At 71.9% G+C, this 21,830-nt stretch carries 21 protein-coding genes; 7 read left to right on the plus strand and 14 right to left on the minus strand.

Features of this window, described 5'->3' with window-relative positions:
• Window positions 1-2,613, minus strand: a complete 2,613-nt coding sequence (locus tag MB828_RS43675; protein WP_430381515.1) for a D-alanyl-D-alanine carboxypeptidase — start codon at window positions 2,611-2,613, stop codon at window positions 1-3.
• A gap of 177 nt (window positions 2,614-2,790) precedes the next feature.
• Between MB828_RS43675 and MB828_RS43680 the strand changes: the two genes are divergently transcribed.
• The 3 genes from MB828_RS43680 to MB828_RS43690 all read left to right on the plus strand — a co-directional run bounded on the left by MB828_RS43680 (window position 2,791) and on the right by MB828_RS43690 (window position 5,080).
• Entirely contained in the window at window positions 2,791-3,543 is a 753-nt protein-coding gene (locus tag MB828_RS43680) for a GOLPH3/VPS74 family protein (RefSeq protein ID WP_301652999.1), read from the plus strand.
• A gap of 285 nt (window positions 3,544-3,828) precedes the next feature.
• Window positions 3,829-4,686, plus strand: a complete 858-nt coding sequence (locus MB828_RS43685; protein ID WP_046733667.1) for a helix-turn-helix domain-containing protein — start codon at window positions 3,829-3,831, stop codon at window positions 4,684-4,686.
• 202 nt (window positions 4,687-4,888) lie between these two features.
• Window positions 4,889-5,080: a DUF397 domain-containing protein gene (locus MB828_RS43690; protein WP_046733666.1), complete on the plus strand. Its 192-nt coding sequence runs from the start codon at window positions 4,889-4,891 to the stop codon at window positions 5,078-5,080.
• Between the two features lie 136 nt (window positions 5,081-5,216).
• Here the strand turns inward: MB828_RS43690 and MB828_RS43695 are convergent, their stop codons facing one another.
• The 3 genes from MB828_RS43695 to MB828_RS43705 all read right to left on the minus strand — a co-directional run bounded on the left by MB828_RS43695 (window position 5,217) and on the right by MB828_RS43705 (window position 7,699).
• On the minus strand, window positions 5,217-6,122 hold the full coding sequence (locus MB828_RS43695) for a MerR family transcriptional regulator (RefSeq protein WP_301653000.1): 906 nt from the start codon (window positions 6,120-6,122) through the stop codon (window positions 5,217-5,219).
• 77 nt (window positions 6,123-6,199) lie between these two features.
• Window positions 6,200-6,706 carry a glutathione peroxidase gene (locus tag MB828_RS43700; protein ID WP_133026548.1) on the minus strand — a complete coding sequence of 169 codons (507 nt, stop codon included), beginning with the start codon at window positions 6,704-6,706 and terminating at the stop codon, window positions 6,200-6,202.
• Window positions 6,707-6,724: 18 nt separating this feature from the next.
• The gene (locus MB828_RS43705; protein WP_133026547.1) at window positions 6,725-7,699 is read right to left on the minus strand and encodes an ArsR/SmtB family transcription factor; all 975 of its coding nucleotides are present in this window, start codon (window positions 7,697-7,699) and stop codon (window positions 6,725-6,727) included.
• A gap of 194 nt (window positions 7,700-7,893) precedes the next feature.
• Between MB828_RS43705 and MB828_RS43710 the strand changes: the two genes are divergently transcribed.
• Window positions 7,894-9,177: an MFS transporter gene (locus MB828_RS43710; protein ID WP_301653001.1), complete on the plus strand. Its 1,284-nt coding sequence runs from the start codon at window positions 7,894-7,896 to the stop codon at window positions 9,175-9,177.
• Between the two features lie 2 nt (window positions 9,178-9,179).
• On the opposite strand, the gene MB828_RS43715 is transcribed toward MB828_RS43710, so the two are convergent.
• The 3 genes from MB828_RS43715 to MB828_RS43725 form a co-directional block, all read right to left on the minus strand.
• A complete protein-coding gene (locus MB828_RS43715; RefSeq protein ID WP_301653002.1) occupies window positions 9,180-10,205 on the minus strand; it encodes a slipin family protein in 1,026 nt (341 codons plus the stop codon).
• A gap of 260 nt (window positions 10,206-10,465) precedes the next feature.
• On the minus strand, window positions 10,466-11,797 hold the full coding sequence (locus tag MB828_RS43720; protein ID WP_301653003.1) for a lipocalin-like domain-containing protein: 1,332 nt from the start codon (window positions 11,795-11,797) through the stop codon (window positions 10,466-10,468).
• Between the two features lie 170 nt (window positions 11,798-11,967).
• The gene (locus tag MB828_RS43725; RefSeq protein ID WP_301653004.1) at window positions 11,968-12,378 is read right to left on the minus strand and encodes a tautomerase family protein; all 411 of its coding nucleotides are present in this window, start codon (window positions 12,376-12,378) and stop codon (window positions 11,968-11,970) included.
• A 164-nt stretch (window positions 12,379-12,542) separates the two neighbouring features.
• Here MB828_RS43725 and MB828_RS43730 point away from each other — a divergent pair, with 164 nt between their 5' ends.
• Together MB828_RS43730 and MB828_RS43735 are read left to right on the plus strand one after the other, a co-directional pair.
• A complete protein-coding gene (locus MB828_RS43730) occupies window positions 12,543-13,427 on the plus strand; it encodes a LysR family transcriptional regulator (RefSeq protein ID WP_301653005.1) in 885 nt (294 codons plus the stop codon).
• 109 nt (window positions 13,428-13,536) lie between these two features.
• Entirely contained in the window at window positions 13,537-14,064 is a 528-nt protein-coding gene (locus MB828_RS43735) for a GNAT family N-acetyltransferase (RefSeq protein WP_301653006.1), read from the plus strand.
• On the opposite strand, the gene MB828_RS43740 is transcribed toward MB828_RS43735, so the two are convergent.
• From MB828_RS43740 to MB828_RS43765, 6 genes are all read right to left on the minus strand, one after another.
• Window positions 14,061-15,251, minus strand: a complete 1,191-nt coding sequence (locus MB828_RS43740) for an SPFH domain-containing protein (RefSeq protein ID WP_301653007.1) — start codon at window positions 15,249-15,251, stop codon at window positions 14,061-14,063. The genes MB828_RS43735 and MB828_RS43740 overlap by 4 nt on opposite strands.
• 12 nt (window positions 15,252-15,263) lie before the next feature.
• Entirely contained in the window at window positions 15,264-15,515 is a 252-nt protein-coding gene (locus MB828_RS43745) for a hypothetical protein (protein WP_046733657.1), read from the minus strand.
• Between the two features lie 173 nt (window positions 15,516-15,688).
• Window positions 15,689-16,357 carry a response regulator gene (locus MB828_RS43750; protein WP_301653008.1) on the minus strand — a complete coding sequence of 223 codons (669 nt, stop codon included), beginning with the start codon at window positions 16,355-16,357 and terminating at the stop codon, window positions 15,689-15,691.
• Entirely contained in the window at window positions 16,354-17,658 is a 1,305-nt protein-coding gene (locus MB828_RS43755; RefSeq protein WP_301653033.1) for a sensor histidine kinase, read from the minus strand. Before MB828_RS43755 ends, MB828_RS43750 begins: the two co-directional genes overlap by 4 nt.
• 51 nt (window positions 17,659-17,709) lie before the next feature.
• On the minus strand, window positions 17,710-18,549 hold the full coding sequence (locus MB828_RS43760) for an ABC transporter permease (protein WP_301653009.1): 840 nt from the start codon (window positions 18,547-18,549) through the stop codon (window positions 17,710-17,712).
• Entirely contained in the window at window positions 18,546-19,520 is a 975-nt protein-coding gene (locus MB828_RS43765) for an ABC transporter ATP-binding protein (protein WP_301653010.1), read from the minus strand. Before MB828_RS43765 ends, MB828_RS43760 begins: the two co-directional genes overlap by 4 nt.
• A gap of 473 nt (window positions 19,521-19,993) precedes the next feature.
• On the opposite strand from MB828_RS43765, the gene MB828_RS43770 reads away from it, so the two are divergent.
• On the plus strand, window positions 19,994-21,010 hold the full coding sequence (locus MB828_RS43770; RefSeq protein WP_301653011.1) for a DNA-directed RNA polymerase subunit alpha: 1,017 nt from the start codon (window positions 19,994-19,996) through the stop codon (window positions 21,008-21,010).
• A 105-nt stretch (window positions 21,011-21,115) separates the two neighbouring features.
• Here the strand turns inward: MB828_RS43770 and MB828_RS43775 are convergent, their stop codons facing one another.
• Complete coding sequence (locus MB828_RS43775) at window positions 21,116-21,694, minus strand: fasciclin domain-containing protein (protein WP_430381516.1); 579 nt, start codon at window positions 21,692-21,694, stop codon at window positions 21,116-21,118.
• Window positions 21,695-21,830 lie beyond the last annotated feature (136 nt).

Here is a 21,830-nt window from a genome sequence, read left to right on the forward strand (position 1 = left end):
TCAGCCGAGACGGGTCAGCCTGCTCGTGAACCCGGGCTCGGCCAGATCCTTCTGGAGGGCCACCGGGACCTGGACGGCGGAACCCGAGCCGTCACCCACGGTGAGGGTGCCGACCTTGGTGCCCGCCTTCGCGGTGTGCGGTACGTCGTCGGCGGCGAACGTCAGCTTCACCTTCAGCCCGGACCAGCCGACGGCGGTGACGTCCTTGGTCGCCACGACCGGGGTCCGGCCGCCGAGACCGTCGTCCACGTATCCGACGACGGCGCCCTTCTGGTAGATGGTCGCCGCCTTCAGCGCGCCCTGCGCGGCCTGGATCAGCTGGTCGCCGGCGTTGAGGGCGGCCTTGAGGATGCTGTTGCCGTTGCCGGCGTTGGCCGGCTGCCGGATCACCGCGCCGATGACCGTGCGGGTCTCGCCGTTCACGTCCTTCTTCGCGGCGAAGACCAGGTTGCCGAGGGCGGAGGTGGTGGTGCCGGTCTTGATGCCGACGACGTTGTTGTGGCCGACCAGCTGGTTCCAGTTGCCGTGGTTGACACCCTTGTAGTCGTCGTACGACATCATCGCGGCGACCTCGCGGAACACGGGCTCGCTCGCCATCGCCGCCTTCGCCAGCTTCACCTGGTCCACGGCGGTGGAGACGGTGGAGTTCGTCAGGCCCGACGGGTCGGTGTACGTCGTGTTGGTCATGCCGAGCTGCTTCGCCGTGGTGTTCATCTTCGCCACGAACGACTTCTCGCTGCCCGCGTCCCAGCGGGCCAGCAGGCGGGCCACGTTGTTGGCCGAGGCGATCAGGATGGACTCCAGGGCCTCGCGCTGGGTGATCGAGTCGCCGGCCGTCACGTCGACGGTGGACTCCTGGCCTGCGTTCGCCTGGTCCTGGGCGGCCTGGTCGATCTTGATCTTCGGGCCGGCGGCGCCGCTCTTCAGGGGGTGGTCGCGCAGGATGATGTACGCGGTCATCACCTTGGCGACGCTCGCGATCGGCACCGGCTTCTGGGCGCCGGAGGAACCGAACGAGCCGATGCCCTGCACGTCCAGCGCCGCCTGGCCCTCGGCCGGCCAGGGGATGTCCACCTTGCCACCGTCGAAGGTGTACGTGTCCTTCGCGGTGAGGCCGAGGGTGGGCTGGGGGAGCGGACGGAAGTTCTGTACGACCGCAAAGATGATCAGGAGGACGATGACCAGGGGCGTCCAGATCTTGACCCGGCGGATCGCGGTCCTGACCGGGGTCTCCGGCGGCCGGGGCGTGTTGGTCAGCTCGGCGAGCAGGTCCAGCGGGGGCTTCGGGGGAAGCGGCTGCTGGGTGGTGCGCTCGGGGCCGACCTGGGGGATGACGGTGGTACGGGTGGCGGAGTCCGTCTCGGGCCTGCCCGTGGGAGCGGCGCCCGGCTTGGCCTCCGGCTTCGCACCCGGCTTGGCCTCCGGCGTCGCGACCGGCTTTATGTCCGGCTTTATGTCCGACTTGAGGGCGACGAACTTGCTGGTGCGTTCGGCGTCGCCCTCACCGGTCTTGGGCTTGGGCGTGCCGCCCAGCTTCAGCATGGTGGTGGGCTGGTCGACCTGCGACGGGCGCGTGGCGCGGGGAGCCTTGAGCGTGGTGGTCGGCTGATCCACCGCCGCGCCCCGGCCATCGTTGTCAGCCGAGGCGGATCCCTGCGGGCCATCCTCGCCATCGGCCCCGCCCTGGTCCGCGGGCTCGGCGTCCGCGGGCTCGGCTTTGACGTCGTCCTGGTCCGCGGGCTTGGCGTCCTCGGGGTGCGCGTCGGTCTCGTCCTGGTTCGCGGGCTTCGCGGGCTTCGCGTCTTCGGGCTCGGCGTCGGCGCCGTCCTGGTCCGCGGGTTCGGCGTCCTCGGGTCCGGCGTCCTCGGGTTCGGTCGTGGCCTGCGAGTCGTCCCGGGGTTCGGCGTCTTCGGGCTCGGCCTTGGCGCCGTCCTGGTCCGCGGGCCTGGCGTCCTCGGGCTCGGCGTCGGTCTCGTCCTGGTTCGCGGGCTTCGCGTCCGTCGGGTCGGCCGTGGGCTGTGGCTCAACCTGGGGCTTGGCGTCCTCGGGTTCGGCCGTGGGCTTCAACTTGCCTTCCGCGTCGGCGGCTTCGGGCTCCGGTGCGTCCTCGGGCGCGTTCGTCGCCTCGGGCGCCGCCGCCGGGCGGGCGTCCTCCGGCTCGGGCGTCTCCGAGGGGGCCGTCTCCTTCGAGCCGGTCGTTGCCTCGGGCGCCGTGTCGGGGGTCTCCGGCGCCTCGGAGGGCTCCGGGGTCTCCCGGCCCTCCTGAGGGCCCTCGGAGCCCTTCTCGGGGCCCTCTTCGGCCGCCTCCGGTCCCGCCGCGCCCTCGGGGTCGCCGTCGGCCGGCTCCTCCGGGTTCTCGTCGGAGGTCCGCACCCACGCCGCCACCGCCGCGCGGAGCTTCGTGTCGTCCTCGCCGGCCGGCTTCGGGTCCCGTACCGAGAAGACCCGGGTCGCGGTGTCCACACCGCCGGCCGTCTCCTTCTCGGCGGCCACCGCCAGTCGCGGATCGCGTGCTTCGGGAACCGAACCCGCGCTCCCCGACGTCGGTTCCGCCGACGACTCGCGCTGCTTCGACCTGTCGGGGGACTCGCCCGCCACCGATGCCTCCTCCACGCTTCGCACGTCTCCGTGCGCTGTCCGAACCATGTACCAGTGTCCTGTGTGCGGGCTTAGCCCCTGCGGTAGACGAGAACGACATACCTACCGGTTCCACTACGAACCGGTCACGCACCCTCGACAGACCAATGTGAGAGGGGTCACCCTGTCATTCATCCACGCGGGGAGGCATGGATGGGCAGGAGCCGCAGAACGATTCCGGAGGAGCTTCTGCTGCTGGCACTGGACCCGGCCACGGGTACCACTGCGCAGCCGCAGTCGCTCGACCTCGGTCTGGCCGGAGCACAGCTAGTGGAGCTGGCGCTGGCCGGACGGATAGCCCCAGACGGGGATCGTATCGCCGTGGTGCAGCCACGGCCGACTGGAGATCCGACTTTGGACTGCGCGTTGGAGTTGCTGCGAAGGCGTGGCGCTCCCGTGCGGGCTGTGCACTGGATCGGCGGACCCCGCCTGGGGCTCCGTCAGGTCTACCTCTCGCATCTCGAACGGTGCGGCATGGTCGCCGCCGTGGCCGGGCAGATGTGCGGGGTGCTGCCGACGACTCGCTACCAGGCGACGGACAACGCCATCACCCGGGAGATCCGTTCCCGGCTGGACTCGGCGATCCGCACCGGCGTACCGCCGGACCCGCGGACCGCGGCGCTCGCCGCCCTGGCCCACGCGGTCGGCCTCGGCAAGCACCTGTATCCGGGGAACGAGGGGCGGTCCTCTCGGTCCCGGCTGCGGGATCTGATCCGGCACGACCCGATGGGTGGGCTCGTGGCCCACGCCGTCATGGACGTGCAGAACGGCGCCGGCGCCCAGCCGCGCCGCAACCCGGCGCCGGCTCCGGCCGGTCCGGGAGCCAGGCCCGGTGCCCCGGAACCCGCCCGCGGTGTTCCGATGCAGCCGCGCCGGGGCGCGATGGCACGTGCCGTGGTGCACTGAGCCGCAGTGCCACGGCAGCGACGACCGGCAACACAGCACCCCTGAGACCCGGTTCGGGAGCCGCTGGTCCGAGCGGGGCGGTGAGGCGTACGCAGTACGCGCCTCGCCGTCCCGCTCGGCCGTCTTCCGGCCCCGGGTCCGGAGAATCCGGAACGCGCCCGAACTGACGCGTACGCGCCGCATATCCGGTGTTTCCCAGCGGTAGGAAGCACCTTGGTGGCAGTCTGCTCAACAGCAGATACGCAAAGTGGTAGTTACAGGCAGGCAGCCGGAGGTGCACGTCCCGTGGCGTCCAATGTCAATCCCACCGTCAGGCGGCGCCGGCTGGGCCAGGAGCTCCGCAGGCTCCGTGAGCTCAAGGGCATGACGGCGGAGGAGGTGGCCGAGCGGCTGCTCGTCTCCCAGTCGAAGATCAGCCGGCTGGAGAACGGCCGGCGCAGCATCAGCCAGCGCGACGTCCGCGACCTGTGCGGGGTGTACGAGGTCGAGGACCAGCGGGTCGTCGACTCCCTGATGGAGATGGCCAGGGATTCGCGGCAGCAGGGGTGGTGGCACGCGTTCGGCGACATCCCATACAGCGTCTACATCGGTCTGGAGACCGACGCCGAGTCGCTGCGGGTGTACGAACCCCAGCTGGTCACCGGGCTGTTGCAGACCCGGGCGTACGCCGAGGCCCTGGTGCAGGGCGCGTTGCCGGAGACCTCCGCCGCCGACATCGAGAAGCGGGTCCAGGTCCGGCTGCGCCGACAGGAACGTATCACCGCCGAACACAACCCCCTCCGCCTCTGGGTGGTCCTCGACGAGGCCGCGCTGCGCCGGCTGGTCGGCAACCGGCTGGTGATGCGCGAACAGCTGGAGTACCTGCTGGAGATGTCCCAGCGGCCGCACATCACCGTCCAGGTGCTGCCCTTCGAGTGCGGCGCCCATCCCGGCCTCAACGGCCAGTACGCGATCCTGGAGTTCGCCGACGCGGCCGACTCCAGCGTCGTCTACCTGGAGGGCGTCACCAGCGACCTGTACCTGGAGAAGGCCCACGACGTGCAGAAGTACGCCGTGATGTACGAGCACCTGCGGGCCCAGTCGCTGAACGTCGAGCAGTCCCGCCAGTTCATCGCCGACGCGGCCAAGGAGTACGCCCGCTGAGCCCCCTTGAGGTGTGAGCGGCGGATGGTACACGGAGGACACGCTCCAGCGGAAGTCTCCTCTGGAATATGCCATCCGGTCGAGTGAACGGGTACTCCAGGTGGGGAAGTTGCCTAGTAGCGTCGATCACGCCAACCGGTCAGAAAGGTTGGCGTGAATCGCACTACACCAAGCACCACAGCAACTCGCTACAGGAGTGGACATGGCACTGCTTCAGGGCGCCACGGAGACGTGGACGAAGTCCTCCTATTCCGCAGGGAACGGGGCGTGCGTCGAGGTCAAGTCGCCGACGACCGCGGGACTCGCCGTACGCGACTCCAAGGTCGAGGAGGGCCCGGTCCTCGCGTTCCCGGCCGACGCGTGGAACACCTTCGTGGCCTCGGTCAAGGCGTAGGGGGCATGCGCTGACCCACCGCTCGGGTTTCCGACCACGACAACTGCACAAGCGTCACGCACAGAGCCCTCTCGACTAGCTCGCCGTCCTTGCCGAGGGGGCTCGGCTTGTGCGCAAGGGCCTTCCGGTCCTCCGGTCAGCCTTCCGACCGGCGGACCGGGAAGGCGACATCGCACACCGGGTCCTCCGGTCCCGCCGCGTCCCAGTCCGCGAAGTAGACCTCCCGGCACGGACCGTCGTACGACAGCCCGTCCTGCCCGGCGATCCACCGCTCCACCGCCTCGAAGGCCGCCATGATCTGCGGATTGGCCACCTGCGCCTTGCGGATCCTGGTGTACGCCAGCGTGCGCGCCGGCTCCACCCGCACCCGCGTCTGCCAGCTCCGCCCGTGCCGCTCCGCCCAGGCCCGGGCCGCCGCCTCGTCCGCCACCGGGACACAGGCCTCCGCCGGACCGTCGCTCTCCATGGACACCTCGGCGTGGTACACGACGAACGGCACCCCGGCCACGCCCCCGCACTCGCCCGCCGCCGCCTCCAGCCGGCCCAGGGAGGCGCCGATCCAGGCCGGCAGCTCGTCGGCCAGACTGTGCCGCGTCTCGGTGATCACCACCTGCGCCGGCACCCGCACCGTCTCCACCGCGAACGACTCACCCATCTCCGAACTCCTCCCGGAAAGCTGTCCACGGAGGTACGCGGCAAGGGACCGCTGCCCGGCGAACCGCTCCTCGACGTCCGCCCAGTAGGCGGCCAGCAGCCCGGCGGCGGTCTCCCCGTGCTCCCCGTCGGCCGCCTCCACCACCTCGGCGATCCCCGCCAGCGGCATGTCCAGCCGGCGCAGCAGCGCCACCAGCCGGGCACGCTCCGTCTGGCCGGCCCGGTAGTAGCGGTAGCCGGTGGTCCCGTCGACGTACGCCGGGGCCAGCAGTCCGAGGCGGTCGTACAGCCGCAGGGCCTTCGCCGAGAGCCGGGACCGCGCCGCGAACGCGCCGATCGTGAGCAGTTCCTCGTCCACGGCGTCCTCCACGGCCGCATCCTCCGTCACCGGGCGGTTCCTCTCCGCCCGGTGACCAGGAGACTCCGCCCTGCCCCAGGGGCAAGGTCAACCGGGCCCCGGACGGTTCAGCCGATGGCCCGCTCCACGGCCGCCACGAGCTCCGGCGCTTCCGGCTCGGTCTTCGGCGAGAACCGGGCGGCGATCCGCCCGTCCCGGCCGATCAGGAACTTCTCGAAGTTCCAGCGGATGTCCCCGGTGTGCCCCTCGCCGTCGGCGAACCCGACGAGCCGCTCGTACAGCGGGTGCCGGCCCTCGCCGTTCACCTCGATCTTCTCGGTCATCGGGAAGGTCACGCCGTACGTCGCCGAGCAGAACTCGGCGATCTCCTCGGCGCTGCCGGGCTCCTGGCCCAGGAACTGGTTGCAGGGCACCCCGAGCACCGTGAAGCCCTGCGCCGCGTACTGCTCCTGGAGCTTCTCCAGGCCGCCGTACTGCGGGGTCAGGCCGCACCTGGAGGCCACGTTGACAATGAGCACGGCCTGGCCGGCGTAACGGCCCAGGTCCGCGGAGCCGCCCTGCAGCGCCCCGATCTCGACATCGAGCACGGATCCGTTGTTCTCAGTAGTCGTCATGGCCGGATGCTAACTCCGTCAGGTGGCGCCCCGGGTTCCGGCCTCCACCACCGCGTCCCCGGCCACCGTCCGCGAGTACAGCACCGACCGTCCGGCCCGCCGCCGCTCCACCAGCCCGGCGTCCAGCAGCACCTTCAGATGCCGGCCGACCGAACCCAGCCCCTGCCCGGTCACCGCGGTCAGCTGGGTCGTGCTCATCGGCGCGGCCAGCAGGACCAGCACCCCGGCGCGGGCGGCGCCCAGCAGCGCCGTGAGGGCGGCCGGCACCCGCTGCCGGGCCGGGTCCGCCAGGGCGCCGGCGCAGGAGTAGACCAGGGCGTAGCGGTCCGGTTCCTCCCAGGACACCCACCCGTACTTCGGCGTGACCGGGACGAGGAGCAGGTCCGCGCCGGAGATCGCGCGGGGCGGGTACTCGTGCAGGTTGACCTGGAGCCGGTTGGAGCCGAGCCAACGGGTCCGGCCGGGCCGCAGCGAGTCCAGCACGTCGGCCCAGCCGCCCCGGCTGACCTGCGCGGTCCTGGCCACCACGTCCGCCTCCAGGATCCGCCGCCGGCGGTCCCAGTCGGGCCGTACGGCCGTCTCCCACACCCACGTCAGCAGGTCCGCGGCCCGGCCGGGCAGGTCGTCGCGGTCCAGGGCGGCGGGCAGCGGACCGCGCAGGGAGACCCGCAGGTGCCCGCGGGCGGCGTCGGCGGCGGCCGCCCGGACCCGCGCGATGCCCGCCTCGGCGGTCTCCCCGTCGCGGGGGGTGGGGGTCAGGAAGTCGGCGATCCACTCGCGGCCCAGGCCGGCCCGGACGAGCAGCGCGGTGACGGGGTCGGCGGCGAGCCGCGCCCGGTAGGCGGGCAGGTGGGCGTCCAGCCAGCGGCGCTCGCCGGGGTGGGCGGCGACACGGGCGTGCAGCAGCTTGAGGCTCGCGAAGGTCTCGGCGAGCGGCGAGAGCACGAACCGGCTACGGGCGAGCGTGTCCGCGTTGAGCTCCCACCAGCCCAATGAGGTCTCCCGGTAGTTAGAGCCTCTCGCTGTCGAGAGGGCCCCTGCCCGACGTCATAGCCTCTCGCGAGCGGGCGGCTCATAACGGGCGCCAGTCCCTCTCACCTTCGCGACACCCCCAGCGCACGTGACAACCTTTCGCGCTCACGAGAAACAATAACGCCCGCTTCACCCTCCCCCCGAGACTCCCCGCCATGACCTCCGCGTCCACCGGGCCCACCGGGTTCACCGCGTCCACCGCGTCCACCGCGTCCACCGCGTCCGAAGATTCGAAAGCGCCCACCTCGTCCAGCACCTATCGGTCCCTGTTCCGCACCGCCGAGTTCACACCCCTCTTCGTCGGTTCCGCCGCTCACAACGCCGGCGGTACCGTCGGCGGCCTCGCCCTCGGCACGCTCGTCTACCGCAGCACCGGCTCCCCGCTGCTCTCCGCGCTCAGCATGTTCGGCCCCTCGCTCGCCCAGGTGCTCGGCGCGACCTTCCTGCTCTCCGGCGCCGACCGGCTGCCGCCCCGCACCACCCTCGCGGCGATCTCACTCGCCTTCGCCGTCGTCACCGCCGCCATGGCGCTGCCCGGCCTGCCGCCCGCCGTGCTGCTCGGCTGCGTCCTGCTGCTCGGCCTGGTCGCCGCGCTCGGCGGCGGGGTCCGCTGGGGGCTGCTGACCGAGATCCTCACCAAGGACGCCTATCTGCCCGGGCGTTCGCTGTTCAACATGATGAGCGGGCTGGTGCAGATCGCCGGGTACGCGACCGGCGGCGCCCTGCTCGCCGCCGTCTCCCCGCGCACCTGCCTGCTGCTCGCCGCCGCCCTCTACCTGACGGGCGCCGTCGTCATCCGCCGCGGTCTGGGCGCCCGCCCGCCCCGGTCCGCGGGCCGCCCCTCCGTCGCGGCGACCTGGCGCACCAACGCCCTGCTGTGGTCGTCCCGTCCGCGCCGGCTCACCTACCTCGGCCTGTGGCTGCCCAACGGCCTGGTGGTCGGCTGCGAGTCGCTGTACGTGTCGTACGCCCCGGAGTCGGCCGGCACCCTCTTCGCCTGCGGGGCCCTCGGCATGCTCGCCGGTGACCTGACCGTCGGCCGGCTGCTGCCGCCGGCCGTCCGCCGCCGGGCGGCGACCCCGCTCCTGCTGCTCCTGGCCACGCCCTACCTGTTCTTCTTCCCGCACCCGCCGCTGGCGCTCGCCGCGGGCTGCGCCGCCGTCGCCTCCGTCGGGTTCGGGGCGAGCCTGGTCCAGCAGGAGCGGCTGATGGACCTGACCCCGGACGAACTCAGCGGCCACGCCCTCGGGTTGCACTCGGCGGGCATGCTGACCATGCAGGGCGTGGGCGCCACGCTGGCGGGTTCGGTGGCCCAACTCACCTCGCCCGCCCACGCGATGACGCTCGTCGCGGCCACGTCACTCATGGTGACGCTGCTGCTGGCTACGGCCGGCCGCCGGAACCGGCCCGCTCCGACGCCGGCGTCCTCGGAGCCGTGATCTCAGGGGGCCGTAGTCTCCGGGGCCGTGATTTCAGGGGTCTCGATCTGGGGGGCCGTGATCTCAGGGGCCGTGCCCTCGGGAGGTGTGATCTCCGCAGGCGGGGCGAACTTGTCGGCGACGGCGGCAATCTGCTCGATCCCGGCCCTGAGCGCGGCCGAACCGTCGACGGCGGCTGCGGCCGAACCGTCGACGGCGGCTGCGGCCGAACCGTCGGCGGCGTCCGGCCCGGTCAGCTCCCGGTCGTTCTTCTCGACCTCCTGGTCGAGCCGCTTGGTGGCCCGGTCGAAGTAGCGCAGCAACTCGACCGGGAAGGGCATCACCAGCGTGGAGTTCTTCTCGGCGGCGACCTCGACGACGGTCTGGAGCAGCCGCAGCTGCATCGCCTCGGGGGTGTCGGACATGATCCTGGAGGCGTTCGCGAGCTGCTGCGCGGCCTGGAACTCGCCGTCCGCGGTGATGACACGGGCCCGCCGCTCCCGCTCGGCCTCGGCCTGCCGGGACATGGACCGCTTCAGCGACTCCGGCAGCTGTACGTCCTTGATCTCGACACGGTCGATGTGGATGCCCCACTCCGCGGCCGGGCTGTCGATCATCAGGGCCAGCCCCTCGTGCAGCCGCTCACGGTCGGTCAGCAGGTCGTCCAGGTCGCTCTTGCCGATGATGGAACGCAGCGAGGACTGGGCGACCTGGCCGACGGCGAAGACGTAGTCCTGCACCTCGATGGCCGCGCGCACCGGGTCGGTCACCCGGAAGTAGACGACCGCGTCCACCTTCACCGACACGTTGTCCTTGGTGATGCCCTCCTGCGTGGGCACCGGCATGGTGACGACCTGGATGTTCATCTTGCGCATCCGGTCGGCGAAGGGGATGAGGAAGGTGATCCCCGGCTGCCGGTACCCGGGCAGCGCCTTGCCCCACCGGAACACGACCCCCCGCTCGACCTGGTTGACCACCCGCATCCCGCTGCGCAGCACGAGCAGGGCCACCACGACCACCAGTACGACCCCTGCGACGGCGCCGACCATGGGCACACACTCCGTTCTCGACGTGATCCGGACAAGAACCCGGACAGGAATCCGGACAAGGAAGATGACACCGCGCGCGCCCACCCGGATGCGGCCCCCGGCGTCAGGAGTGTGCAAAGAAAGCGCGCGGACCACTTCGCCCCGGAGACGACGTCGCGGGGCGCACGAACGACACGCTCTGTACCGCTCACAACCTGGCGAGGCGCCGGTCCACTTGCCGAGGACGCCTTCCGGTTCGGTGGTTCCGGGTTTTTCGTTCGTCAGGAAGCGGAAGAACCGGTCCTGGGGGGTGCGTCGGCGAGGCCGAACTGGGCGGCCTCCAGGGTGCCCGTGCCGGAGCCGGCGGCGTGGGTGGTGGCGAGGGCCAGGGTGAGGTCGTTGTCCGTGGCGTACCGGGTGTACCAGATCTCGTCGATGCCGAGCCGGTCCAGGGCCTTCTGCTGGGCGTCGGTCGGCGAGGTGAGGTAGTGCCGGGAGACGATCCGCTGCCCGGTGTCCGTGAAGGTGAAGTCGGCGCGGTCGGCACCGTCGTGGTAGGTCCAGTGGACCTTGCTGTAGTAGTCGCGGGGGTAGGCCGGGTCGTCGTACGGCACCGGGGCGGACTCGGTGGCCGTCACCGTCCGGGTGTCGTACGCGCCGACCAGGCGCTTGCCGGCCTTCGTGTCGTCCACCAGGAAGACGGGGACCGTCGCGGAGCCGTACTGCTCCCGCAGATGCAGGTCGGCGCCGATCACCGAGTACGGGCCGACGCTGCCGCGGCCCCACCGCCAGTGCTCGACGGAGTACGGGAAGGGGCGGTTGCCCCAGTTGCGGTCGTGGTAGCCGTGGCCGGTGAAGGAGCGCTCCTTCCCGTTCACGGTGACCGAGCCGGTGACCGTGCCGGACGGCACCACGCACAGCCAGCCGAAGTGGTCGTCGGTGTCCCCGAAGTAGATGACACCGGTGCCCGGCCGGAACGGCGGCACCAGACCGGTCAGCGTCAGGTCGACGCCGACGTCACCGGAGTGCCCCCGCATCCGGTACGTCTTCAGGTCGCCGGTGAAGGTGAACGGCCCGAGCCGTACGTCGCAGCGGTCCCGGGCGGCCGAGAACTCGCTCCAGTCGTACTCCTGGGTGCCGCCGTGACTCGTGCCGTCCGGGTCGGTGACGATGACCGCGGACCTGGGCCTGCGGCGGTCCTCGCCGGGCTCCGGGACGAAGCCGTCGTCCAGGCGGGTGCTCAGGGTGAAGGAGACGACCGTGCCGTCGTCCCCGGTGAAGTCCGAGTACCACCACTCGAAGACGTCCGGGTCGTCGTTGGCGGCGGCCGTGCGGAAGCCGTCCTCCCACTGCTGGACGGTGCCGGGGGTGAGGCCGGTCCTGGCGTAGTCGGCGGCGGTGCGGCCGTAGCCGTTGGAGGTCAGGCCCGCCGCCGGGCTGCTCGCGGCCGGGGTGACCGGGTGGGGGCTGGCCGCCGCGGCCTCGGTCCGCTCCGCCCCCGAGCACGCCGACACCGCGAGACCCGGTACGGCGGTCACCAGACCGGCCGCGGCGGCGTCGCGCAGGAACGCGCGACGGGAGCGGGGGGAGGGGGTGTCGGGGGTTTCGCGCATCGGGGATGCCTTCCGTTCGTCCCGGCCGGCCGGTTCCCAGTTCACCCCGGAGGCGCGCGACGGGCATCCGCGGAGGCCCGGAAGGGGGACGACCGCCGTGAGCCGGGAGCGGCGGGCAGGCCGTGGGGTGACGGTCCCTGTGTCCGGCGTGGCGGGAGCGGCTCGTCGGCTCAGGCCGCCGCGCCGGGTATCCCCAGGTCGCCCTCGACGTACTGGGCGCGGCCGAAGCCGAAGGACCAGTCGGCCGCGGTGTTCTCGACGTAGCCGATGAACACGTCCTCCCCGGCGACCCCCACCGTCGCCAGCGACGCGGCGATCGCGGCGTACAGCTTCTGCTTCACCTCGGTCGGGCGCCCGGCCTGGGTGAAGATCTGGATCATGACGACGCCGTCACCGCGGTCGAAGCCCAGCCCCGCGTCGAGCGCCACGACCCGTCCCGCCTCGTGCTCGGTGACGATCTGGAAGCGGTCCCGCGGGGGGATGCCGAGCACGTCGACGACGGCGGTGTGGACGGCGTCGGCGACGGCCCGGACCTGGGCGTCGTCGCGGCCCTTGATCAGGTCGATACGGACCAGCGGCATGGGGGGCTCCTATCGGAAGCGGGCGTGGCGTGGGTGCGGCTCGGGGGCCGTTCGGCTGTGTCTCCAGGGTGGGCCCGGAGCCATCGATAGCGCAAAGACCTAGGTCTTCCTCCACCGATAAGAAATTGGAATACGCGCAGGCCAGCGCGTCGTACACTGGGGCCATGGAGGTCCGGACCCTGCAGTACTTCCTCGCGGTGGCCGAGGAGAGGTCGTTCACCCGGGCCGCGGCCCGCTGCCATGTCGCCCAACCGGCGATCAGCCAGCAGATCCGCGGACTGGAGCGGGAGCTGGGGGAGGCGCTGTTCGAACGGGATTCCCGTACCGTCCGGCTCTCCGCCGCAGGCGAGGCGCTGCTGCCGCACGCCCGGGCGGTCACCGGCGCGGTCGCCGCGGCCAGGGCCGAGTTCGCGGCCCGCTCCGGGCTGCTGACCGGGAACCTCTCGCTGGGGGCCGCCGACGGCGTCGAGCACAGCGGCCTGCCAGCCCGGCTCGGCGCGTTCCACCGCCAGTACCCGGGCGTCAACGTCCACCTCGTCGACGGCACCAGCGCCAGCCTGGTCCCGCAGGTCCGGCAGGGCTCCCTGGACGCGGCCTTCGTCGCCGTGCCGCCCGGCGGCCTCGACCCGGACTTCGATCACCGGGTCCTGGTCCGGGACGAGATCGTCGCGGTCGTGCCGGCCGACCGGCCCGAGGCGGGGCGGCCCGAGCTGGGCCTCGCCCAGCTCGCCGACACCCCCCTGATCACCTACGGACCCGACAGCGGCCTGCGACCCCATCTGAGCGCCGCGTTCGACCTGGCGGGCGTGCCGTTCCGGCCCGCCTACGCCACCAACCACGTGGCCCTGCAGATCGAACTGGTCGCCGCGGGCGTCGGCATCGCACTGGCGGCCGCCGCCGCCCGGGGCGCCGCCGCCGACCCCCGGGTCACCGCGGTCCCGCTGAACCCCCGCGTCCCCTACGCCAAGGCCCTCATCTGGCGCCCCGGCCCCCACACCTCGGCACCACTGCGCGCACTCCTGTCGACACCGATCCCCGACCGGCCCTAGGTCCAGCCCTGCCCCACCTGGCACCGCATGGCCGCCCTTCGGGCGGCGACGGGAAGGTGACGACAGCGGAAGAAGAGAGACGAAGAGAGACGAGAGAGAGGATGCGGGTATGGAGACGGCGAGGCTGGTGCTGCGGAGGTTCGGGCCGCAGGACGCGCCGGCACTGGCGGCGTACCGCTCGGACCCGGAGGTGAGCCGGTACCAGTCCTGGGAGAGGCCGGTACCGCTGGCGGCGGCCGAACGGCTCGTGGCCGGGTTCGCGGCGGGCGATCCCCGCACTCCGGGCTGGTTCCAGTACGCCGTCCAACTGCGGGACGCCCCCGGCCTGATCGGGGACATCGGGGTGCGCCGCGCCGAGGACGGACGCCAGGCCGAACTGGGGTTCACGTTCGACCCGGCGTTCCAGGGCCGCGGGTACGCCACCGAGGCGGTGACCCGGGTGGCGCGGTCGCTGCTGCTGGAGAAGGGCCTGCACCGCCTCTCGGCCAACTGCGACAGCCGCAACGTCCCCTCGGCGCGCCTGCTGGAGCGCGTCGGCTTCCGCCGCGAGGGCCACCTCCGGCAGAGCACCTGGATGAAGGGCGAGTGGACCGACGACCTCCTCTACGGCCTGCTCGCCTCGGAGTACCGGCCCTAGTCGACGTCCACCGGGCCGTCGTCCGACTTCCTGCCCTTGCCGCCGGGGAGTTGCAGCAGGTTCTTGCCGCCCTTGCCGTCCTCGGAGCGCTGCCCGTCGGAGTCCTGGCCGCCGCTCAGGTTCTGCCGGACCGAGTCGAGGATCGTCAGGCCCTGGGAGACGAGACCGGCGGCGATCTCACCGAGACCGTCCGCGCCGTTGAGGACGTTGACGTTGGCGCCGGCGAGGCCGCCCGCGGCCTCCTTGACGATCTGCGGGAGCTGGTCGATCAGCATCCGGTCGAGCGCCACCCGGTCGTACGACGCGGCCGCCTCCGCCTGGATCCTCATCCGCTGCGCCTCCGCCGCCGCGAGGATCCTGACCCGCTCGGCCTCCGCCTCGGCGGGCTTCACGACCTCGGCCACCAACTGCTGCTGGCGCAGCTTGGCCTGACGCTGGGCCAGCTCCGTCTGGGCGGCCAGCACCTCCTGCTGGGCGTGCGCCTGCGCCAGCGGTCCGGCCTGCGCGGCCTGCGCCTGGGCCCGGTCCACCTCGGCCGAGTACTCGGCCTTGACGATGGCGGTCTGCCGGGCGTACTCGGCCTGGTTGCGGGCCGCCACCTGCTCCGCCTCCACCGAGGCCTGGGTTGCCTGCGCCTGGGCGATCTGCGCCTGCCGCTGGATGGCCGCCTTGTGCGGCGCGGACATGGCGTCGATGTAGCCGGTGTCGCCGTCGTCGATCGACTGGATCTGCAGCGAGTCGACGATCAGGCCGATCTTCGCCATCTCCGTCTTCGACGTGTCCAGGACCTCCGCCGCGAGCTTCTGCCGCTCGGTGACGATCTCCTCGACCGTCATCGAGCCGATGATGGCCCGCAGGTGACCGGCGAAGATCCGGCCGGTGAGCACCGACATCTGCTCCTGGTCCGACAGGAAGCGCTGGCCGGCGTTGATGATGCTCTCGTGGTCGTTGCCCACCTTGAAGGCGATGACCGCGCGGACGTGCAGCGCGATGCCCTGCCGGGTCACGCAGGTCTCCGTGACCTCGGACTCGCACATGGACAGGGTGAGGAACCGGACCTTCCGGAAGACCGGCAGCACGAACTTCCCGTGCCCCGTGACCACTCGGAACGGCGCGCCCCCCAGTCCCCGCCTGCCCCCCGAGATCAGCATCGCCTCGTCGGGAGCGGGTACGCGGTATCCGAACATTCCTGTTACTCCTCAGCCGGCGTCGGCGGCATCCCCGCCGAGCGCGTCCAATGGATCCACCCACTCGATGACGCCGACCGCGCGGCATCCCCGTGATTCGATCACGAGCACCGTCGCACCCGCGGGCAGGGGCTCCTCCGACCAGGCGAGGAACGTCTCCGAACCGCCCCTGACCCGCACCAGGACCTCACCGGGACCACCGGAACCACGCGTTCCGATGAGTACCTTCCCCATGCAGCCGATCACGGCCTCGTCCTGCGGCATCACCGACCGTCCTCCCAGCCCTGGCCTGTGATTCCGACGATAGCCCCGCCGGAGGGTTCAGGCGGTGCCCGGGACGCTCAGGATGCGTCCGGGCGGCCCGCGGCACGGCCGGGTCCCATGACATACGAGACATCACGGACCTCCCGCACGGACCTCACGGGCCACTGCACGGGTCAGTCCGCGTGGGGGCGGGCCAGGCCGTGGTCGTAGGCGAAGATCACGGCCTGGACGCGGTCGCGGGCGCCGATCTTGGCCAGCACCCGGCCGACGTGCGTCTTCACCGTGGACTCGGACACGACGAAGCGGGCGGCGATCTCACTGTTGTTCCAGCCCCTGCCGATGGCCACCAGGATCTCGCGTTCGCGTTCGGTCAGGGCACCGAGCCGCGGGTCACCGGCGGGATCGCCCGCGGCCGGCGGCACGACCTGGGAGAACTCGTGCAGGAGGCGGCGGGTGAGGGCGGGCGCGATCACGGCGTCACCGACGGCGACCGCCCGGATCCCCGCGAGGAGTTCGTCCGGGCGGGCGTCCTTGAGCAGGAAGCCGCTGGCTCCGGCGCGCAGCGCCGCGTGGACGTACTCGTCGAGGTCGAAGGTGGTCAGCACGAGGACACGGGAGCGGTCGCCCGCGGCGGTGATGCGGCGGGTCGCCTCGATCCCGTCCATGCCGGGCATCCGGACGTCCATGAGAACGACGTCGGGGCGGAGTTCGGCCGCCATGCGGACCGCCTCCGTACCATGCGCGGCCTCGCCGACGACCTCCGTCTCGGGGACCGAGTCGAGGAGCAGGTGGAAGGCGTAACGCTGCAACTGCTGGTCGTCCACAATGAGTACGGTCGTCACCGGACACCGTCCTGAGGGGTGAGGTCGAGGACGGCCTCGACCGTCCATCCCGCGTCGGCGGGGCCCGCGCTGAGGCTCCCGCCGTAGAGTGCCGCCCGTTCGCGCATGCCCACCAGACCGTGCCCTTCCTCGTTCGCCGGACCGGTACGGCGCTCGCCGCCCGCGGGCCCGGTGTCCTGGACCGTGATGGTCAGCCGCGTCCCCCGTACGACGACCGCGAGGTTCACGCGGGCGCCGGCCCCCGCATGCTTGAGCGTGTTCGTCAGGGCCTCCTGGACGATGCGGTAGACGGCCAGCTGCACCCCGCTGTCCAGCGTCTCGACGTCGCCCGCGGTCCGGTAGCGGACCTCGAGGCCCGCGGCCCTTACCCCCTCGCACAACGCGTCCATGTCCGTCAGGCCCGGCTGCGGACTGAGCTCGGGTTCGCCGCGCGGGCCGTCGGAGGCCTCCCGCAGCACCCCGAGCACCCGCCGCAGTTCGCCCAGCGCCTGCCGGCCCGTGTCACCGATCAGCCGAAGGGCCTCCCGGCCCCGTTCCGGAGAGCCGGCGCCGGCATAGCCGCCCGCGTCGGCGAGCGTGATGATGACGGCCAGGTTGTGGCCGACGATGTCGTGCATCTCCCGGGCCACCCGGGCGCGTTCGGCCGCGGCGGCGAGCCTGCTGCGCTGGTCGCGCTCGATCTCCAGGCGGGTGGCCCGGTCCCGCAGCCCCGCGAGCTGGGCCCGCCGGATACGGACCGCGAGGCCGAGCGCCAGCGCCGCGGTCGCCGTGCTCAGCAGGAAGAACAGCGCGTCCCAGACCGACACCACCGCCGACACCCGCACCGCGACCAGTGCCATGGCGCCCGCCATGACCCCACAGGCCCGGGCCAGCTGCCGCGGCCGCCCGTGCAGGGCGAGGCTGTACAGGGCTATGAACAGCGCCACGTCCGCCCGCAGCAGCACGTCCAGCGACCACTGGAGCACGAAGACGGCCGCCACGGCCCCGAACGCCACCGCGGGCCTGCGCCGCCGCCACAGCAGCGGCAGCACGAGCCCGGCCTGGAGGGCGAGCATGCCCGCGACCGGCAGCTGCGTGAACGCCAGCCGCAGGTGGTGCGGCTCGTCGCCGTCATGGCCGCCACCGGCCGTCCGCACCAGGTCCGGCAGGCAGAACACCAGGAAGACCAGCACCACCACCGTGGTGTCCAGCACCCAGGGGCGGCCCTGGTCGGCATGCCGCAGCCGCTGGCCGGCCCGGGCGAACCGGGCGACCAGCGGTCCCATCCCGCCGAGGTCGTCGGCGGCCGGGCCGGCTGCCATGACCTGGGGGGTCGCGGATGTCACGGGGGTCACCGAACCATCATGCGGGTGTCACACGTCGCTGCGCAGCAGCCGGTACGCCGCCCCGCCCAGCGCGAACGCCGTCCAGCCGAGGAAGACCAGCAGACCGGCTCCGGGCGACAGGCTCGTGGAGTCGTGGGTCAGGGCGAACACCGACTCGCCGGCGTTGCTGGGCAGGTAGGGACCGATGTCGTCCCGCCAGGAACTGGGCAGCAGCGAGATCAGCCCGGGGATCAGCATCAGCGAGGCGACCAGCACCGAGATGCCGCCGGCCACCGAACGCAGCAGCATCCCGAGCGCCGTGCCGATCACGGCGACCAGGCCCAGGTAGAGACCGGCGCCCAGCAGGCTCCGTACGACACCGGCGTGGGAGAGGCCCATCGCGGCGGGCGTACCGGACACGATCCGGCTGCCGAACAGGAACGCGACGAACACCCCCAGCGTGGCCACCACCAGGGCGACCGCGCCGAACACGGCCGCCTTGGACCACAGCACCGGCAGCCGGCGCGGCACCGCCGCCAGCGTGGAGCGGATCATGCCGGTCGAGTACTCGCCCGCGGTGACCAGCACGCCGAGCACGCCGAGGGCGAGCTGCGCGAAGTTCGTCCCGAACAGCGACAGACTGACGGCGGTCGAGCGGGCGAAGTCCGGGTCCATGTGGGCGGAGCCGATCCCCGACTTGTACCGGCTCGACGCGATCAGCCCGAACGCGACGAGGAACAGCAGCCCCAGCCCCAGGGTGATCCAGGTCGACCGCAGCGACCAGAGCTTGGCCCACTCCGAGGCCAGCACCCGCCTGCCGGTCACCCGGTGCACGGGGCGCGCGGCCGCGGGGGGCGCGTCGGTGGTGGCGGTGAGCGTGGAGGTCATGCCGTCCTCCCGAGGGTCTCGGTGTCCTGCGCGGTGCCGGTGCCCTGTGCGGTGCCCGCGGCCGCCGCGGAGCCGTGGTACTCCACGGCGTCCTTGGTCAGGTCCATGAAGGCCTGCTCCAGGGAGACCTGGCGCGTGCTCAGCTCGAACAGGGCGATGCCGTGCTCGGCGGCCTTCAGCCCGATCTCCCGCGCGCTCAGCCCGGTCACCTCCAGTTCCTCGGAGCCGATGTGACCGGTGACGTCGACGTCGGGGCCGGTCAGGACGTCCCGCAGCCGCGCCGGGTCCTGGGTGGCCACGTGCACGGTGTCACCGCCGGCCCGGCGCACCAGGTCCCGCACGGTCGTGTCGGCCAGCAGCCGGCCGCGGCCGACGACGATCAGGTGGTCCGCCACCAGCGCCATCTCGCTCATCAGGTGCGACGACACGAAGACCGTGCGCCCTTCCTCGGCGAGCGAGGTCAGCAGGTTGCGGATCCAGAGGACACCCTCGGGGTCGAGACCGTTGACGGGTTCGTCGAGTATCACCGTCTGCGGGTCGCCCAGCAGGGCCGCCGCGATCCCGAGCCGCTGGCCCATGCCCAGGGAGAAGGCGCCGGCCCGCTTGCCCGCCACACTCTCCAGACCGGCGAGCTCGATGACCTCGTCGACCCGGCGGCGCGGGATGCCGTGCGTCAGCGCCAGCGCCCTGAGGTGGTTGCGGGCCGACCGGCCCGGGTGGATCGACCTGGCCTCCAGCAGGGCACCGACCTCCTGGAGCGGGGCCCGGTGCCGGGCGTAGGGGAGGCCGTTCACCGTGACGGAGCCGCTGGTGGGGGCGTCCAGCCCGACGACCATCCGCATCGTCGTGGACTTCCCCGCGCCGTTCGGCCCCAGGAAGCCCGTCACCGTACCGGGTCTCACGACGAAGTCGAGGCCGTCAACGGCCGTCTTCTCGCCGTATCTCTTGGTCAGCTGCCGTGCTTCGATCATCGGAGCTCTTTCTCTCGGACGTGGCGTCCAGCGATCCGGCGCCTCTCCGCCACGCTAAGTCCGTGATCGCCCCGATCCGGTGGTACCGGGGGCTGAACGGGTCCACCGGGGTCGTACCGCGGTACTACACCCCGGCGGGGCTGTTCGGGCGGGGCTGTTCGGGTGGGGCTGCCCAGCTGGTCCCGGAGACCGGAACGGCCGATCGCCGGGCCCGAGCCTCCCAGGCCCCGTTCCGGCCTGCTGCCGGCCGCCGTGCCGTCCTCGTTCCGGTCCGCTGACGGCCCTCGTTCCGGCCCCGTTCAGGCCTGTTGGCGGCCCTCGTTCCGGTCCTGTGGCGGCCTGTGTCGGGGCCGCCGGCCGGTCGGCGGGTGGGCGGGGTCGGGCGGTTCGGCTTCATGCAGGGCCGAACCGCCCGTACCCTTCGTGGACGACGGCGTCACATAGCGGGCGCCAAACACTGGAGGCAATACCCCGTGCTGATTGCTCAGCGTCCCTCGTTGACCGAAGAGGTCGTCGACGAGTTCCGGTCCCGGTTCGTGATCGAGCCGCTGGAGCCGGGCTTCGGCTACACCCTCGGCAACTCTCTGCGCCGTACCCTGCTGTCCTCGATTCCCGGGGCGGCTGTCACGTCGATCCGGATCGACGGTGTCCTGCACGAGTTCACGACCGTGCCGGGCGTCAAGGACGACGTCACCGACCTGATCCTGAACATCAAGCAGCTGGTCGTCTCCTCGGAGCACGACGAGCCGGTCGTGATGTACCTGCGCAAGCAGGGGCCGGGTCTGGTCACCGCCGCCGACATCGCGCCGCCGGCGGGTGTCGAGGTGCACAACCCCGATCTGGTCCTGGCCACGCTGAACGGCAAGGGCAAGCTGGAGATGGAGCTCACGGTCGAGCGTGGCCGTGGTTATGTCTCGGCCGTGCAGAACAAGCAGGTGGGCCAGGAGATCGGCCGGATCCCGGTCGACTCCATCTACAGCCCGGTGCTGAAGGTCACGTACAAGGTCGAGGCGACCCGTGTCGAGCAGCGCACCGACTTCGACAAGCTGATCGTCGACGTCGAGACGAAGCAGGCGATGCGGCCGCGTGACGCCATGGCCTCGGCGGGCAAGACCCTGGTCGAGCTGTTCGGTCTCGCCCGCGAGCTGAACATCGACGCCGAGGGCATCGACATGGGCCCGTCCCCCACGGACGCCGCCCTGGCCGCCGACCTCGCGCTCCCCATCGAGGAGCTCGAGCTCACCGTCCGTTCCTACAACTGCCTCAAGCGCGAGGGTGTCCACTCGGTGGGCGAACTCCTGGCGCGTTCCGAGGCGGACCTCCTGGACATCCGCAACTTCGGTGCGAAGTCCATCGACGAGGTCAAGGCGAAGCTGGCCGGCATGGGCCTGGCCCTCAAGGACAGCCCGCCCGGATTCGACCCGACCGCCGCCGCCTTCGACGCGGACGACAACGGCGGTTCGGGCTTCGTGGAGACCGAGCAGTACTGAATCACCGCTCAGTACTGAATCACCGCTCAGTACTGAGCACCGCATCGCCGGGCAGCCTCCCCGGAGTTCCTTCCGGGGAGGCCGCCCGCGGTGTGCTCCCGTGGGTCAGGACGGGGGCTGCAGAACCGTGTCGATGACGTAGATGGTGGCGTTCGCGGCCTTGATGTTGCCGCAGACGATGTTCGCCTTGCCGTTGACCTTGAAGGACGTGCCCGAGCCCGACGTGGTCAGTTTGCTGCCCTCCACCGTCGTGAAGGAGCCGTGGGAGAGCTGGTCCGGATTGATCTGCTGGTCCACGACGTGGTAGCTCAGCACCTTCTTCAGCTGCCCCTGGTTGCCGAGCAGCGAGGACAGCTGAGACGCGGTCACCTTCTGGAAGGCCTGCGCGTCGGGGGCGAAGACGGTGATGTGCGGTTTCCCGTCGAGGGTGCCGGTCAGCCCCGCCCGGACCACGGCCGACACCAGCTGGCTGAGCTGCGGGTAGGCGGCCGCGGCCTCGACGACCTTGTCCTTGGCCGTGTTGGCCTTCTGGGCCAGCCCGGAACAGCCGGGACCGAACGTCCCGGACGGGCTGGGTGACGCGCCCTGCGCCTGGCTCTGCGACGCCAGGCCGCCGAACGCGAGCGGGAAGGCGACCAGGGCGGCCGCCGTGGCCTTTGCGGTACGCATGCGGATGAACCTCATCGCAACCTTCCTCCCGTGGAGGCGTGAACACTGCAGAGGTGGGGACTGCGGAATTTCGCGTTTCCGCGGGCGGGGTGGGGCGGCTGCTGCGCCACGGCCTCGGGCCATCGGTCACCCGGCCACTGAGCGAGCGTAT

Origin of the sequence: Streptomyces arenae, from assembly GCF_022343545.1 — a bacterium.
Classification (GTDB): Bacteria; Actinomycetota; Actinomycetes; order Streptomycetales; family Streptomycetaceae; genus Streptomyces; species Streptomyces humi.

What these genes read in the sequence shown, in the direction of transcription:
- MB828_RS43680 (WP_301652999.1), top strand. Translation starts at nt 2,791, where the DNA reads ATGGGCAGGAGCCGCAGAACGATTCCGGAGGAGCTTCTGCTGCTGGCA.
- MB828_RS43690 (WP_046733666.1), top strand. Translation starts at nt 4,889, where the DNA reads ATGGCACTGCTTCAGGGCGCCACGGAGACGTGGACGAAGTCCTCCTAT.
- MB828_RS43700 (WP_133026548.1), bottom strand. Translation starts at nt 6,706, where the DNA reads ATGACGACTACTGAGAACAACGGATCCGTGCTCGATGTCGAGATCGGG.
- MB828_RS43710 (WP_301653001.1), top strand. Translation starts at nt 7,894, where the DNA reads ATGACCTCCGCGTCCACCGGGCCCACCGGGTTCACCGCGTCCACCGCG.
- MB828_RS43715 (WP_301653002.1), bottom strand. Translation starts at nt 10,205, where the DNA reads ATGGTCGGCGCCGTCGCAGGGGTCGTACTGGTGGTCGTGGTGGCCCTG.
- MB828_RS43720 (WP_301653003.1), bottom strand. Translation starts at nt 11,797, where the DNA reads ATGCGCGAAACCCCCGACACCCCCTCCCCCCGCTCCCGTCGCGCGTTC.
- MB828_RS43725 (WP_301653004.1), bottom strand. Translation starts at nt 12,378, where the DNA reads ATGCCGCTGGTCCGTATCGACCTGATCAAGGGCCGCGACGACGCCCAG.
- MB828_RS43730 (WP_301653005.1), top strand. Translation starts at nt 12,543, where the DNA reads ATGGAGGTCCGGACCCTGCAGTACTTCCTCGCGGTGGCCGAGGAGAGG.
- MB828_RS43735 (WP_301653006.1), top strand. Translation starts at nt 13,537, where the DNA reads ATGGAGACGGCGAGGCTGGTGCTGCGGAGGTTCGGGCCGCAGGACGCG.
- MB828_RS43740 (WP_301653007.1), bottom strand. Translation starts at nt 15,251, where the DNA reads ATGTTCGGATACCGCGTACCCGCTCCCGACGAGGCGATGCTGATCTCG.
- MB828_RS43745 (WP_046733657.1), bottom strand. Translation starts at nt 15,515, where the DNA reads ATGCCGCAGGACGAGGCCGTGATCGGCTGCATGGGGAAGGTACTCATC.
- MB828_RS43755 (WP_301653033.1), bottom strand. Translation starts at nt 17,658, where the DNA reads ATGGCAGCCGGCCCGGCCGCCGACGACCTCGGCGGGATGGGACCGCTG.
- MB828_RS43760 (WP_301653009.1), bottom strand. Translation starts at nt 18,549, where the DNA reads ATGACCTCCACGCTCACCGCCACCACCGACGCGCCCCCCGCGGCCGCG.
- MB828_RS43765 (WP_301653010.1), bottom strand. Translation starts at nt 19,520, where the DNA reads ATGATCGAAGCACGGCAGCTGACCAAGAGATACGGCGAGAAGACGGCC.
- MB828_RS43775 (WP_430381516.1), bottom strand. Translation starts at nt 21,694, where the DNA reads ATGAGGTTCATCCGCATGCGTACCGCAAAGGCCACGGCGGCCGCCCTG.